We start from the raw sequence: 13916 nt of genomic DNA, 5'->3' as shown, positions 1-13916 counted from the left end.
TAGAAATTGTCTTTTCCCTTATGTATTAGATAATAAATTATACGAAAGTTACTAATTTTTAGCATTCAAAGGTAAAATTACATGTTAATACGTAGTATTTAAGGTGAGACTCCTGAGGGGCCCAACAAAGAGAAAAGCGAAAAGTAATTCGTCGAACAAAGTAAGTTGGGATGGGGCCCCAAAAGATAGGCTTTCGAAAAGAAAACCAACGGACAAAGCAAGTTGGGGTGGCTGAAGCTGTCCCCTAGGAAAGCGAAGCCATTCAATACGAAGTATTGTGAAAATAGAGAACAGCAGTAAGATATTTTCTAAAAATTATCTTACTGCTGTTTATTATGGATTTACACCGTCCCAGACCCTGTTTTATTAAAGAAGTGATTATTTTCTATAATTCCATTCATCTGAACGATATTTATCTTCGAGTTTTTTTACTTCTTGCAATTGTTCATCTGTTAAAGTGAGTGGCTTTAATTCTATACCTAATCCTTGTTTGAAACCTTTTTCAAATGCTTGTTCCATATCCGTGATAGAAATATAGTGATCAGCAATATCATTTAGGGCAACAGCTTTATCTACAAAAGCAGCTTTCATTTTACTTTTTAAACGCTCGTTTTTGAAGATAAACATATCAAATAATTCATCAACATCAACATCTTGAAGTAATGAACCGTGCTGAAGGATAACCCCTTTTTGTCTTGTTTGTGCACTTCCTGCAATTTTTCTCCCTTCAACTACCAATTCATACCAACTTGGTGCATCAAAGCATACTGCACTACGAGGTTGTTTAAGCTTTTCTCTTTCTTCTTTTGATTTAGGTATAGCAAAGTAAGCGTCTAACCCAAGTTCTTTATATCCTTCTAATAATCCCTGTGAAATAACGCGATACGCTTCTGTTACAGTAGAAGGCATATTAGGGTGAGATTCAGGAACAATAACACTGTATGTTAGTTCTTTATCATGAAGAACACCACGTCCTCCGGTTTGACGTCTTACAAGTCCGAAACCTTTTTCTTTTACTTTATCAATATCAATTTCTTTCGTTAATCGCTGAAAGTATCCCACTGATAATGTTGCAGGATTCCACGTATAAAAGCGAATAACTGGCCCAATGTCACCACTGGCAACAAAGTTTAATAAGGCTTCATCCATAGCCATATTATAAAAAGGATCATGACTACCAGTATTGATAAAATTCCATGTTTCAGTCATAAAAAAACTCCATTCACTAATCTATATATTTCTATGCTAGCATTAAAGTAAAATTACTAAAATAATTTACGGAATTAGCATTAAATTATTTTGATAATTTGCGCCAACAGTCTTATAATTATAATATCGGTAATTTAGGGAGGATGCAAGATGAATATCTCTTTGATCATTGCTATAGCGATTATTGTTTTAATCATTCTTTACATGCTATATAATTGGATTTTGAACAAAAGATCCGTAACAGAATTAGATCAAAATGAATTTCATAGTGGTCTAAGAAAAGCACAAGTGATAGATGTGCGAGAGAAAGTTGATTACGATTACGGACATATTAATGGTGCCCGAAATATTCCTATCACGATGTTTAAACAAAGATTTCAAGGTTTGAGAAAAGATCAACCTATTTATCTTTGTGATGCAAATGGTATCGCAAGTTATCGTGCTGCAAGAATATTAAAGAAAAATGGCTACAAAAACCTTTATATGTTAAAAGGTGGCTATAAAAAATGGACTGGTAAAATCAAGTCCAAAAAGTAATACGATAAAAATTAGATGCGTTTGGGACATCATTAGAAAAATTAGCCAGTAAGTGAGTTTCTTGTAAATTCATTTACTGGCTAATTTATTGACTACACTTCCTATGATTGGCTTTCTTAGAGGACAGCTTTCAGCCACTTCAACTCGCCCCGCTTGAAAAATGGCTTCGCATTTCTTTGTGCTGGGGCCCCGCCACTAGCAATGTGCGCTCATGTGTTTTTAATATATGGAACTAAGATATTGGATTTTAGAAAAAATAAATCCCTTATAGAGAAACGTGCTTGTCTATAAGGGATTATTTATGATTATTCTTTTTCAGCGTGCAAATTTTCGAATTTTAATACTGGTTTACGTGCTGCTTGTGTTTCATCCAAACGATCAATAATAGTGGTATGTGGTGCTTCTAATACTTTATCAGGATCGTTTTTTGCTTCTTCTGCAATTTCAATCATTGCATTAATAAAGTGGTCGAGTGTTTCTTTAGACTCAGTTTCTGTTGGTTCAATCATCATTCCCTCTTCAACATTTAATGGGAAATAGATTGTTGGTGGATGTACACCAAAGTCTAGTAGACGTTTTGCCATATCGAGTGTACGCACGCCATGTTCTTTTTGTTTAGAACCGCTAAGCACAAATTCATGTTTACAATACTGTTCATAAGGTATTTCAAAATAGTCTTTCAAACTAGCTTTAATATAGTTAGCATTTAATACTGCAGCTTCAGATACTTCTTTAAGACCTTCAGCACCCATCGTTCTGATGTAAGTATACGCTCTTAAATAAATACCAAAGTTACCGTAAAATGGTTTGACACGTCCAATAGAATTTTCAATGTCATTGTCGTATTTATATGTTTGCCCTTCTTTAATAACCATAGGTTTAGGTAAATAGCTAGCTAATTCTTTTTTTACACCAACTGGTCCAGAACCAGGGCCGCCACCACCATGTGGACCTGTAAATGTTTTGTGAAGGTTTAAGTGTACGGCATCAAATCCCATATCTCCTGGGCGTACTTTATCCATGATAGCGTTTAAGTTCGCACCATCATAATAAAGTAATCCTCCTGCTTCATGTACGATTTCACGAATTTCCATGATGTTTTTTTCGAAAATTCCTAATGTATTTGGATTAGTTAACATAATAGCTGCTGTATTTTCATTAACAACACGTTTCAAGTCATCAATATCAACTTCTCCACGTTCATTTGATTTTACAGTGACAGATTTAAATCCAGCAAATGATGCAGAAGCAGGATTTGTACCATGAGCAGAATCAGGAACAATAACTTCATCTCGATGGCCTTCACCATTTTTTTGATGATAAGCTTTGAAAATCATTAATGCAGTCCATTCACCGTGAGCACCTGCAGCTGGTTGAAGTGTGACTTCATCCATGCCAGTTATTTCTTTAAGTTCTTCTTGTAGGCTATAAATAATTTCTAAAGAGCCTTGAACTTGATCCTCATCTTGGAGCGGATGAGATTCAGCAAATCCTGGAATACGTGCAACTTTTTCATTAATTTTTGGATTATACTTCATCGTACAAGAACCTAAAGGATAAAACCCAGAATCAACACCAAAGTTTTTGTTTGATAACTCTGTATAGTGACGAACTAAGTCTAACTCAGCAACTTCAGGTAATTCCGCTTTTACTTTTCGGATAAATTTCTCATCTAAAATTGATGATACAGCGTCGGTTTTGATATCAGATTGTGGTAATGAATACGCATATCTTCCTTCTTTAGATCTTTCAAAAATTAATGGGCTAGATTTACTTACCATTTAACTCACCAGCTTTCTTAACGAATGTATCAATTTCTGCTTTTGTTCTTAATTCAGTAACTGCAATCAACATATGATTGTTCAAGTCATCTGATACGGCACCAAGATCAAATCCGCCAATAATACCTTCGTCTTTTAATTGAGCGTTGATATCTGCAATTGGTTTATCAAATTGAACCACAAATTCATTAAATGATGTACCATCTAAAACTTTAAAATCATGAGACTTAAATTGTTCTTTTGCATAATTTGCATGTTCTAGATTTTGAACTGCAATATCATAAATCCCTTGTTTACCAAGCGCAGACATAGCAATTGATGAAGCTAGTGCATTAAGTGCTTGGTTTGAACAAATGTTAGATGTGGCTTTATCACGACGAATGTGTTGTTCTCTAGCTTGTAAAGTTAAAACAAATCCACGATTTCCGTGGTCATCTTGTGTTTCCCCAACTAAACGACCTGGTACTTTACGCATTAACTTTTTGGTCGTTGCAAAATATCCACAATGTGGCCCACCAAATTGTGCTGGAATACCGAATGGTTGCGTATCGCCTACTACAATATCTGCACCAAATGAACCTGGAGGTGTCAGTAAGCCTAACGCTAATGGATTTGCATAGACGATAAATAATGCTTTTTTATTTTCAATAAATGAATGGATTTTTTCCAAGTCTTCAATTGATCCATAGAAATTAGGATATTGTACTGCAACTGCAGCTGTATTATCATCGATAGCTGCTTCTAATTTGTCTAAATCAGTAACTGTACCGTCAAGATCTACTTCAACAACTTCGAAATCTTTGCGTACTTTCACATACGTGTCTAAAACTTGTAATGCTTGATAATGTAAACCTTTAGATACAACGATTTTGTTTTTCTTAGTATGGTTAAAAGCTAAGATACAAGCTTCGGCAAAACTTGTTATGCCATCATACATTGAAGAATTGGCAACATCCATATTTGTTAATTCACAAATCAGTGTTTGAAATTCAAAAATAGCCTGAAGCTCACCTTGAGAAATCTCGGGTTGATAAGGTGTATAAGCGGTATAGAATTCTGATCGTGAAATCATTGCATCTACGACAGATGGTGCGTAGTGATCATATACACCAGCGCCTAAAAATGAAGTATGCGTCTCTTTCGTAATGTTTTTATTTGCTATATTGTTTAAACGTTTCAATAAAGTGGTTTCAGACTCTCCACTAGCAATATTTAAATTCCTATTTAAAAGAATATCTTTAGGTACATCTCCAAATAGGTCATTAATAGATTTCGCACCAATAGTATCTAACATTTCTTGCTTATCTTTATCAGTTAATGGAATATAACGATGACTCAAAGTACACACCCCTTAATTATTTTTCAATTTGATTCTTTTTAACAATTTTAGCTTTTAATTGTCTTTTTCTAACTTGAACTAATAATTCCCGTCCCATTTCAAATTCGTCACGGTTAATAATTGCTAAAGCAATAGATTTTCCAGATGTTGGTGATTGAGTACCAGAAGTGACTTCTCCAATCACGTTACCATCTAAATCCATAACTTCATAACCAGTACGAGCAATGCCTTTTTCTAATAATTCTAGGCCTACAGTTCTTCGTTTAGAACCATTTTCTTTTTGATCTTTCAAGACAGATTTACCGATAAAGTCTTCTTCAATTAAAGGTTTAGCTGCAAAGGCAATTCCGCCTTCATATGGTGTAATACTCTCTGTTAAATCTTGACCATGTAATGGCAACCCAGCTTCTAAACGTAATGTATCACGTGCACCAAGGCCACATGGTACAACATCGTGTTCTAACAAGCCGTTCCAAATATCAACAGTATCATTAATATCACAATAGATTTCAAAGCCGTCTTCACCAGTATATCCAGATTGTGATAGAATTACATTTTTTCCTAATAATTTTACATTTTGTTTGAATTCAAAAGGTTTCATTTCACTAACATCTATATCAACTAATTGACTGACTAAATCTCTTGCTTTTGGTCCTTGAATAGCTAATTGACCATATTTGTCTGAAACATTTGATACTGTCACATCAAACTTTGAACTTTGCTTTTCTATCCAAGTAAAGTCTTTATCAGTATTTGCAGCATTGACGATTAATAAATAATCATTATTTTCTAATTTATAAATTACTAAATCATCAATGACACCGCCTTCTTCATTACATAAAGCAGTGTATTGAGCTTTATTATCAGTTAAGTTGTTTGTATCATTTGAAAGTAAATATTGGACAAATTTACTAGCATCATTACCTTTAATAGCTATTTCTCCCATATGACTGACATCGAACAACCCAATATCATATCGAACTGCTTTATGTTCATCTTTAATACTAGTAAATTGAACAGGCATAGCCCATCCACCGAATTCTACAATCTTAGCACCACTATCTACATAGTTTTGATACAATGGTGTTTTTTTTAATTCGCTTGTCATTTAAAAACCCCCTATTATTTTATAAAAAAACAGGATAGCCAAAGCTACCCTGTTTATAAACGAATTCAGGATGCGTTACAGTATTATCCTTTTGCCTGAGAGTTTCGTTTATACAACTTGCACCTTCGGCGACAAAGTAGTTTAACTACTTTATGCTCTCTAATACTGATCAATCGCGATTTATGCTATTGATAATCTCTTCATAAAGTTGTTGAATAGAAAAACTACTATTCACTTTTATGAATGCGATTTCATTATATCTTGAAACCCTTGTTAAATACAAGCTTTTTAATTGGGATTTGGTTTTGCTTTTAGCATTAGGTCGATGTGAATCGTTAACAATTCTTTGATAAATTATATCGATGTCGCAATCTAACCATATCACATTTTGTTGCGTTTTTAGATAATGAAAGGAAGCATCATTTTCAATAATTCCCCCACCTGTTGCAATAATATCAAATTGCTGTAACGCTTCTTTTAAGTAATGATATTCTAACTCACGAAAATGTTGTTCGCCACGTGTTGCAAATATTTCAGGTATTGATTGCTGCTCGTTTATTTCAATGAATTGATCTAAGTCAACAAAAGATAGAGTGAGCTTTTGAGCCATAAATTGTGCTAACGTTGATTTTCCAGTACCCATAAATCCAATAAAAATAATTGGTTTTGTAAAATTAAACAATGTCATCTTCCTTTTTTGAACGTCTCAATAATCTGATTATTGTAATACATTTCTAAATTATTTAAAGTCTTAAGCTTTACTGTATATTGTACCGTATATAAAAATAAAAGTGATAGATAAATTGTAAAAATTACAAGAAGCGCGATACTTATAAAAGCTTTATTGTGATAGGTATAAGTTTTTTTCATAAGTATTCATGACACCTCCACTTTGCAAATGAATTTTAATAAATTGATGGTTCATAATAGTAAAGGACGCTGACTGTACATCGTTTAATAAAATAATATTACCTTTGTGTGGATATTCTAAAATTATTTTATGAGATTGATATTTGAGCCATAGTAATTCATGATTCTTTTTTATCAGTATCTTCTGAGGAGTTTTGACTTCAAAAGTAGCATGCTGAAAAACTTTATTTTGGTGTAATGATATAGCAAATAATTCATATTCAACATCAAAAGCATTCGTTGCTTGATGAAAATAGTAATTTGCATTATGAATAAAGAGAGGAAGCAACATACAGAGGGTGAAGGTTATAAAAAGGGTTAATAGCATCTCAATTAACGTAAATGAAGCGATCCTAAATTTTAATACATGTTTTAATATGTGTCTGTGCATTTAAACCACAAATTGATGATGAGTTTAAATGAATATAATACTCATCAACAGTAACTCCTTTAGCTAATTCTTGAAATTTGTAGTGCTTAACTGCGTTTAGCATGACGTTTAAATTATCCAAATGATATAACTCCTCTTGATAATTATTATTTAATTGTTGAAATGAACTGATTATCGTCGTATATATTAAAACAACGATTAACAGTCCGAATAGACTATCAATAAGTAGTACACCTTGAAGTCTATATTTTTTCATAACGTATTCTCCCTTGATCGATATTAAAAATTATTCTATAAGTTGCAGTTGGATATTTTATATAAAGAGAACCAAATTGGTTGATTTCTCCTTGGGCATTGAAAGTTAGAAGTGAAATATTAGATATACGGTAAATATAACCATTAGAGATACTAAAATGATACTTTTGACCATGTTGTTCAATCACTTTTATTTGATTACTGTTTTTTGAAAATAATAAAGTAATGGATTGATGATTCCGAAGTGCTTTAGATTTATAAAAGTCAAATTGATTGATTAGTAATGTTACATTATTATTGTGAGCAGATTGAATGTAATGATAAGTTGAAAGATAGCTTATTGAGATGAAAAGAAGAAGTTGTATGATAAATAAGGCAAGCATTGTTTCAATTAAAGTGAATGCTTTAGCTTTGTTAATTTGCAACTGCCTCACCATTTGATATGCTGATGGTTTCCCCAGATTTGCAATTCTTTTGACCATCTTTAATAAAACCCTCAGAAATTAAATCATCAATGCTTTTTGGAGATCCATTATGCTTTAGAGTATAGGCTTCTATTTGGCTATTGACCATCTTTATTTGTGCTTCACAACCTGTTGATTGTACATGTGCTGTTTGTTTGGCAATGTTTGGAATAATTAAGATAAGCAAGACACTAATAATTAGTAATACTAATAACATTTCTATTAGTGTAAACGCTTTGCATTTTTTATAAAAAGAAAATTTCATAATTAGCTCCTTTATTATTTAATTGTTTGAATCAAATTGAACATTGGTAACATGATGACTAGATAAATAGTGATGATAAAGCAACCTAAAATAATAAAGATGAAAGGCTGAATAAATTTTAAATGTTTATTGACTCTTTCTTCAAATTGCTGAATAAGGATTTGACTATAAAAGTGCAATTCCATATCTAATTTGCCACTCTTTTCTCCTTGTTCTAAAAATTTAATTAAATCATTTTGAAAACAAGCTTCATCTTTGAGAATTTGTGATAATGATTGACCTTGATTAGATTTTTCTAATAATCGCTGTCCAAGGTAATTTAAAAACATATCATTGTTCTGCTCAGTATATATAGATACTATTTTTTGCAGTGATATACCATTCTTATAAAACAATGCTAGTTCGTTAGCTAATTTATATGTCATTAGCAATTTATAATAGTTGTTAGCAATAGGTATATGAGTTATAAATTGTATTTGCTTATATACATCGATACGTTTTAAAAAGTATTTTATTATAAGTACAGAAATCATTAATAAAGTTGAGAATAGTAAAATAATATTAGGTAGGTAGCTGATAAGTATTGTAAGGAGATGTTGTCCTCGTGATACAGGAACATTCATAGTGTCATAAAGTTGTGTAAATTGAGGTAAGACAGTTAATTTTAAAGTTGTCAGTATGCCAAGAAAAACAATAATTAAAACGATTGGATATTGTATGGTTTTAATAAACCGTTCTTTTGCTTTGATATGTCGTTGCATATATTGAGCTGTTTGTCTTAATGAATTAGTAAATTCACCATACTGTTCTGCAAAATAAATTTGTGAAAGAATACCTGGAGAAAATGTTAATAATTTTAAAACTTCGTAGCAATTACCTCCGCTTTTTATAGTGCTTATTACTTGTGATGCTAACTGTACATTTTTAGAAAGATAATAAAAATTAAGGAATTTAAAGCTTTCAAGTAATGTAAAACCATTATCTAACAGATTACACAAGCTTAATAACAACTCTGCTTGTTGTTTGTGAGTTAAAGGCTTGCGATGATAATTAAGTATATTTATTAGCAGTTTCTTCACAAATGACCCCTTCTTTTGACATGTTACCAATTAACTGTGATAAATGATGAAATGATTTAGGCAAGGTATGATTATGTTCAAAAAAGTATTCTATTTGATGATTTATCATCATTTCGCAAACCAATGCTCGTTGTTGATTTAGGGTGGTAATGAGTCTTTGATTAGAGATTAAATTAATTGATTGACATATTTCTTGAACTGAAATTCCCATTTCTAATAATCTTAATAAAGTTCCTTTGCAGTTGTTTGCGTGAATTGTAGATAATACTAAATGGCCACTTAAACTTGCCTGAATAACACATTTTGCGATACTGGCATCTCTAATTTCGCCAATTAAGATAACATCAGGATCACAGCGCAGAATAGCTTTAAATGTTGATACATAATTAATGCCTGCTTTATCATTTACAGATACTTGTGTAATGCCTGATATCAACTGTTCAACTGGATCTTCAATTGTAATAACATTTAAATTAAGCTCTTGTTGTGCATATAAAACCATTTGATACATCAGTGTACTTTTACCAGATCCAGTTGGACCACTAAATAATAACAATCCTTGCTTTTTATTCATAAACTGTTTGAAATCATTAAATTGGTAACACGTTTTATGTTGTTGAAAGTATTGTGGTACGATACGAATGACGCAACTTTCTGTACCTAATGATAGTGGTAAAGTTGAGATTCTTAAGTAATATTGTTGCTTATATTGATAGGTATATCTTCCACTTTGGGCGATTTGATGTGTTGATACATCTAAGCCAGCTTGAAATTTCATAAACGTTAACAGTTTAGTATAGATGCTTAAATTTAATTCTTCATAATCTACAAGTTGGTCATTAACACGAAATTTAATGATGACAGTAGTTTGACTTGGAATAAAGTGAATATCACTTGCATTCTGTTGTATCGCTTTGTTAACAATTTCCTTAAATAATATTTTCATAAAAGCACCTCCTACATATATAAACGTAGGAGGTGTTATTTTTACTTTAACCATTTAAATAGGGATTTAATTGTTCATCATCAACTGTCGTATAATCTCCGTGTCCAGGGAACAAAGGTAAATCGCCATCTAATTCAAAGAGTTTATCTTTGATAGAGTCAACTAATGTTTCGTAATCACCACGATATAAATCTGTTCGTCCTATGCCATTATTAAATAGTGTATCACCAACTATTGCAAAGTCATTAAAGACATAAGATAAACTACCTGGAGAATGTCCTGGTGTATGCAAGACATCAAATTCAAAGCCTTGAATATTTGCATGGCCTTCTTGAAGCGGCTTAGGTTTAGCAGTGCTAACAACTATTGGCATACCATATTGTTGGAATTTTTCAGAGCCGTTCTTTTCTGGTGTAGTTAGAAAACTGAATTCTTCATCATTCATGTATAGGGGAACTGGATATTTTGCTAATACTTCATCAAGTGCGCCTATATGATCAAAATGCGCATGTGTTAATAAAACAGCTTGTAATGGTTTATTAATTTGATTTAATTTTTTAAAGATTTTATCTACTTCACCTGCGGGATCAAATAAAATAACGGAATGATCATTTTCAACAAAATAAGTATTGGTATCAACTAAACCTAACGTTAGTTTTGAAATTCTCATAATTTATTCACCTTTGTTGTCCAAATGTTTTTGGACAGATTTTAGTTTATCATTCATTTTACGTTTTTTATCTCTTCGATCATCTATACGTAAATTCGTACAAACTCGGTCTAATCCTTTATCAAATGGTAATTCGTGTATGGCTTGTACTACTTCAAATAAATCTTTTAAATCGCCTTCTATTAAAGTATTCATAGGTGTTAATTGATAATCAATTTTCCCTTGGTCTTTAAACTCTTTTAATTTTGTTTGTATTTCTGCAATATATTTACTTACACTTGGTCCTTCTGTACCTACTGGAATAACAACTACATCTACAATAGCCATTATTTAACACCATCCTTTTCAATAATATAAGTTTTAATTAAACCGGCAGCGCCTGTAATACCAGCATCATTACCTAGTTTAGCTTGAACAATCTCTGTATTGTGCTGAGCCGGTTTGAACGCATAATGATGAAAATCAGTTTTGATGTTTTCTATTAATATTGCACCTGCTGTAGACATACCACCACCTAGCACAATATATTTAGGGTTACTAGTTACACTAATGATACTACATAAATAGCCAATATGATTAGCAACCTTTTCAGTGATAAAAATACAGAATTGATCACCAGCTTTTGCTGCATCAAAAACTGCTTTTGCAGTAACTTTATTTTCTTTAATTAAAGGTAAAATTGATGATTTAAAAGTTAATTTTGGATAATAAAAGTTAACTAAATTAACCACACCAGTAGCTGAAGCAACAGTTTCAATACAGCCAGCATGTCCACAATTACAATCAAATCTTTGATCAAAATCTGTTCGAATGTGTCCTAATTCCGCACCTGAACCATTGTGTCCATGAACTAATTTTCCGTTAGAGATTACGCCTCCGCCAAGTCCAGTACCAAGTGTAATAGCTACAACATCATCGGCACCTTTGCCGGCACCTTTATGTTTTTCTCCAAGTGCTGCAACATTAGCATCATTATCTACATAAATTGGACAATCAAGCATTTTGGAAAAAATTTCTCTTACATTTACATGGTTTGGCCAATGTAGATTAACAGCACCATATACAACACCACTTTCAAAATCAACAGGACCAGGAACTCCTATCCCAAGGCCTATTACATTGTCCATTGTGTAATTTTGTTGTGGTAGTTGTTTTTCAAATGATTGTTTAATTTGTGTTAATAATGTCACACCTGATGGATCAGAAGTATCTGTATGAATCGACCATTTTTTTAATTGATTCAATTGTTCATCAAAGATGCCTAGTTTACAAGTTGTGCCACCAATATCTGCTGCTAAAATTATGTTCTTCATTTGTGTTCATTCCTTCTTTGGTTAATAATCAATAAACTTTTTAAATAAGTATCTTTTGAAATAAGCTGATAATCAAATAAGCTTCTAATCTCTTGTGCCATCATTTCACACGTATCTTTTGGATTTTTAAAATAAATAATATAGCCAAATTCTTTAAGTAATTGTTGAACATCATAAAAACTATTAATTTTTGTCTTCATTGACTATTTTCAACTCTTTTTTTAAATTTAAATAATCCGCATTGTTGGGTTCTACCTTTAAAGCATGATTAATATATTTTTCAGCTTTTTTATTGTCACTAAGTGATCGATTTGCGATAGCTAATTCATAATTTAATAATCCTGAATTAGGATAATTGCGCAATCCCCTTTCCCACTCAGCGATGCTCTCAGCTTTAGATTTGGTAGCTGCTGTAATTAACCCCTTTAAATAGTATGTTTTAGCATCATCATAATGATTATCCAACGTCTGTGAAACTATTTTTTCGGCTTCGTTATAGTTATAATGATTCATTTCATCTTCTATAAGAATATTGTAAATATTATCTTCTTTAATCGTGAATATTCTAACCTGCAATAAAATGAAAAGTATTAAAAATACAATTAAGAGCAACCAAAAAATATTCCGATTCGCTTTATAATAATAGCCTATATAGATTAGTAATAAGCCAGATATAAAACCACCAAGGTGTGCCATGATATTAACGTTTGATAATAACAGCGAAAACCCAATTAGTATAACTAATGCAATCAATAATTGGCCAATCATCTTACGAGAATAAACTTTACTTATTATCATCATTGCTATTATGGCACCTATAAGCCCAAAAATTGCCCCACTAGCACCAGCTGAAACAGTATCAGTATTAAAAGACAAAGATAAAAAATTTCCGAAAAGTCCAGAAATAATATATAAAATCAACATTTTCATTGGGCCTATAATCGCTTCAACAATTTTACCAAATATAAAAAGCGATAGCATATTCATCAATATATGTTCAAAATTAAAGTGTAAGAACATCGAAGTAATAAGTCTATACCATTCTCCATGAACAACGTTAAAGTGGACTAAACCACCCATGTCTAAGAGCTTTATATTTGAAAAGCGATTTAATAGTAATATCATGCTAAGCCAAATTACAATATTTATAGTAATTAAACTATAGGTAGCAGGAGAAAATTTTGCCATATATTTGTCTAGAGGATTTTGATTTAGCACTCTTTTTTTGTAATAAGCTGTTGTTTTACTATCTTTTTTATTAAAAAGACGACGTAAAAATTTATTCGGTATACATTGTTGCGCATCAGCTTCAGACGCTATTATTTTAACACTTATTTTTAATGGCTGTAATTCTTGTAAATCTTCAATGGGGACAGGTTTGTCCGAAAAGTAGTAAAAATCACAGGTTTTTGGTTGGAAGTTAAATTTTAGCGCAATATCATTGATGTTTTCTTTAATCTTTGATTTATCAAATCTAATTTCTTGTGATGAGTTAACGGTATCTTTAATAATAATGAGAGACTGTTTTTTTCTATTGCATAACCATAGTTCATGCTGTTCGCTATTTTGATATATATAGTCATAGTTTAAATATCTAATCCAGTAATAACTTGATTTCCAATAAAGTTTTTCTAATTTCATGGCGTCCTC

General features: G+C 31.7%; 17 protein-coding genes and 1 riboswitch. Of the genes, 1 reads left to right on the top strand and 16 read right to left on the bottom strand.

Annotation, left to right across the window (positions count from 1 at the left end; all coding sequences use genetic code 11):
* Positions 1-378 precede the first annotated feature (378 nt).
* Positions 379-1209, bottom strand: a complete 831-nt coding sequence (locus tag HMPREF2864_RS01400) for a lipoate--protein ligase family protein (protein ID WP_002459026.1) — start codon at positions 1207-1209, stop codon at positions 379-381.
* 150 nt (positions 1210-1359) lie between these two features.
* Here HMPREF2864_RS01400 and HMPREF2864_RS01395 point away from each other — a divergent pair, with 150 nt between their 5' ends.
* The gene (locus HMPREF2864_RS01395; protein WP_002459025.1) at positions 1360-1746 is read left to right on the top strand and encodes a rhodanese-like domain-containing protein; all 387 of its coding nucleotides are present in this window, start codon (positions 1360-1362) and stop codon (positions 1744-1746) included.
* 305 nt (positions 1747-2051) lie between these two features.
* On the opposite strand, the gene gcvPB is transcribed toward HMPREF2864_RS01395, so the two are convergent.
* The 15 genes from gcvPB to HMPREF2864_RS01315 all read right to left on the bottom strand — a co-directional run bounded on the left by gcvPB (position 2052) and on the right by HMPREF2864_RS01315 (position 13907).
* Positions 2052-3527 (bottom strand): aminomethyl-transferring glycine dehydrogenase subunit GcvPB, encoded by a 1476-nt coding sequence (gcvPB, locus tag HMPREF2864_RS01390; protein WP_070572096.1) that lies wholly within the window; start codon positions 3525-3527, stop codon positions 2052-2054.
* Positions 3517-4866: an aminomethyl-transferring glycine dehydrogenase subunit GcvPA gene (gcvPA, locus tag HMPREF2864_RS01385; RefSeq protein ID WP_002459023.1), complete on the bottom strand. Its 1350-nt coding sequence runs from the start codon at positions 4864-4866 to the stop codon at positions 3517-3519. Before gcvPA ends, gcvPB begins: the two co-directional genes overlap by 11 nt.
* A 16-nt stretch (positions 4867-4882) precedes the next feature.
* The gene (gene gcvT, locus HMPREF2864_RS01380; RefSeq protein WP_037544364.1) at positions 4883-5974 is read right to left on the bottom strand and encodes a glycine cleavage system aminomethyltransferase GcvT; all 1092 of its coding nucleotides are present in this window, start codon (positions 5972-5974) and stop codon (positions 4883-4885) included.
* Between the two features lie 73 nt (positions 5975-6047).
* Positions 6048-6147, bottom strand: a riboswitch (glycine riboswitch).
* Positions 6144-6662, bottom strand: coding sequence for a shikimate kinase (locus HMPREF2864_RS01375; protein WP_002459021.1), 519 nt, complete (start codon positions 6660-6662; stop codon positions 6144-6146). Its footprint overlaps the riboswitch before it by 4 nt.
* Before the next feature lie 153 nt (positions 6663-6815).
* Entirely contained in the window at positions 6816-7175 is a 360-nt protein-coding gene (locus HMPREF2864_RS01365; protein ID WP_070544877.1) for a competence type IV pilus minor pilin ComGF, read from the bottom strand.
* Positions 7176-7236: 61 nt separating this feature from the next.
* Positions 7237-7530 carry a hypothetical protein gene (locus HMPREF2864_RS01360; protein ID WP_002459018.1) on the bottom strand — a complete coding sequence of 98 codons (294 nt, stop codon included), beginning with the start codon at positions 7528-7530 and terminating at the stop codon, positions 7237-7239.
* Positions 7517-8011, bottom strand: a complete 495-nt coding sequence (comGD, locus tag HMPREF2864_RS01355; RefSeq protein WP_225306455.1) for a competence type IV pilus minor pilin ComGD — start codon at positions 8009-8011, stop codon at positions 7517-7519. Before comGD ends, HMPREF2864_RS01360 begins: the two co-directional genes overlap by 14 nt.
* Complete coding sequence (comGC, locus tag HMPREF2864_RS01350; protein WP_070572094.1) at positions 7944-8258, bottom strand: competence type IV pilus major pilin ComGC; 315 nt, start codon at positions 8256-8258, stop codon at positions 7944-7946. Before comGC ends, comGD begins: the two co-directional genes overlap by 68 nt.
* A 14-nt stretch (positions 8259-8272) precedes the next feature.
* Positions 8273-9337 carry a competence type IV pilus assembly protein ComGB gene (gene comGB / locus HMPREF2864_RS01345; RefSeq protein WP_002478130.1) on the bottom strand — a complete coding sequence of 355 codons (1065 nt, stop codon included), beginning with the start codon at positions 9335-9337 and terminating at the stop codon, positions 8273-8275.
* Entirely contained in the window at positions 9309-10283 is a 975-nt protein-coding gene (gene comGA / locus HMPREF2864_RS01340) for a competence type IV pilus ATPase ComGA (protein ID WP_002478129.1), read from the bottom strand. The genes comGB and comGA overlap by 29 nt, the downstream gene beginning before the upstream one ends.
* A gap of 46 nt (positions 10284-10329) precedes the next feature.
* Positions 10330-10953 (bottom strand): MBL fold metallo-hydrolase, encoded by a 624-nt coding sequence (locus HMPREF2864_RS01335; RefSeq protein ID WP_002459013.1) that lies wholly within the window; start codon positions 10951-10953, stop codon positions 10330-10332.
* A gap of 3 nt (positions 10954-10956) precedes the next feature.
* Entirely contained in the window at positions 10957-11280 is a 324-nt protein-coding gene (locus HMPREF2864_RS01330) for an MTH1187 family thiamine-binding protein (RefSeq protein WP_002459012.1), read from the bottom strand.
* Positions 11280-12266 (bottom strand): ROK family glucokinase, encoded by a 987-nt coding sequence (locus HMPREF2864_RS01325; RefSeq protein WP_037544369.1) that lies wholly within the window; start codon positions 12264-12266, stop codon positions 11280-11282. Before HMPREF2864_RS01325 ends, HMPREF2864_RS01330 begins: the two co-directional genes overlap by 1 nt.
* Positions 12263-12466, bottom strand: a complete 204-nt coding sequence (locus HMPREF2864_RS01320; protein ID WP_002459010.1) for a YqgQ family protein — start codon at positions 12464-12466, stop codon at positions 12263-12265. The genes HMPREF2864_RS01325 and HMPREF2864_RS01320 overlap by 4 nt, the downstream gene beginning before the upstream one ends.
* Positions 12450-13907 carry a rhomboid family protein gene (locus HMPREF2864_RS01315; RefSeq protein WP_002478127.1) on the bottom strand — a complete coding sequence of 486 codons (1458 nt, stop codon included), beginning with the start codon at positions 13905-13907 and terminating at the stop codon, positions 12450-12452. The genes HMPREF2864_RS01320 and HMPREF2864_RS01315 overlap by 17 nt, the downstream gene beginning before the upstream one ends.
* Between the last annotated feature and the right edge of the window lie 9 nt (positions 13908-13916).

The organism is Staphylococcus sp. HMSC059F04 (assembly GCF_001812565.1).
GTDB lineage: Bacteria > Bacillota > Bacilli > Staphylococcales > Staphylococcaceae > Staphylococcus > Staphylococcus lugdunensis.
Note: the sequence above shows the minus strand (reverse complement) of the source record. Positions and strands in the feature narration are given on the sequence as shown.

Coding starts and splice junctions, on each gene's coding strand:
- HMPREF2864_RS01400 (WP_002459026.1), bottom strand. CDS start 1,209: ATGACTGAAACATGGAATTTTATCAATACTGGTAGTCATGATCCTTTT.
- HMPREF2864_RS01395 (WP_002459025.1), top strand. CDS start 1,360: ATGAATATCTCTTTGATCATTGCTATAGCGATTATTGTTTTAATCATT.
- gcvPB (WP_070572096.1), bottom strand. CDS start 3,527: ATGGTAAGTAAATCTAGCCCATTAATTTTTGAAAGATCTAAAGAAGGA.
- gcvT (WP_037544364.1), bottom strand. CDS start 5,974: ATGACAAGCGAATTAAAAAAAACACCATTGTATCAAAACTATGTAGAT.
- HMPREF2864_RS01375 (WP_002459021.1), bottom strand. CDS start 6,662: ATGACATTGTTTAATTTTACAAAACCAATTATTTTTATTGGATTTATG.
- HMPREF2864_RS01365 (WP_070544877.1), bottom strand. CDS start 7,175: ATGTTGCTTCCTCTCTTTATTCATAATGCAAATTACTATTTTCATCAA.
- HMPREF2864_RS01360 (WP_002459018.1), bottom strand. CDS start 7,530: ATGAAAAAATATAGACTTCAAGGTGTACTACTTATTGATAGTCTATTC.
- comGD (WP_225306455.1), bottom strand. CDS start 8,011: ATGGTCAAAAGAATTGCAAATCTGGGGAAACCATCAGCATATCAAATG.
- comGC (WP_070572094.1), bottom strand. CDS start 8,258: ATGAAATTTTCTTTTTATAAAAAATGCAAAGCGTTTACACTAATAGAA.
- comGA (WP_002478129.1), bottom strand. CDS start 10,283: ATGAAAATATTATTTAAGGAAATTGTTAACAAAGCGATACAACAGAAT.
- HMPREF2864_RS01335 (WP_002459013.1), bottom strand. CDS start 10,953: ATGAGAATTTCAAAACTAACGTTAGGTTTAGTTGATACCAATACTTAT.
- HMPREF2864_RS01330 (WP_002459012.1), bottom strand. CDS start 11,280: ATGGCTATTGTAGATGTAGTTGTTATTCCAGTAGGTACAGAAGGACCA.
- HMPREF2864_RS01325 (WP_037544369.1), bottom strand. CDS start 12,266: ATGAAGAACATAATTTTAGCAGCAGATATTGGTGGCACAACTTGTAAA.
- HMPREF2864_RS01320 (WP_002459010.1), bottom strand. CDS start 12,466: ATGAAGACAAAAATTAATAGTTTTTATGATGTTCAACAATTACTTAAA.
- HMPREF2864_RS01315 (WP_002478127.1), bottom strand. CDS start 13,907: ATGAAATTAGAAAAACTTTATTGGAAATCAAGTTATTACTGGATTAGA.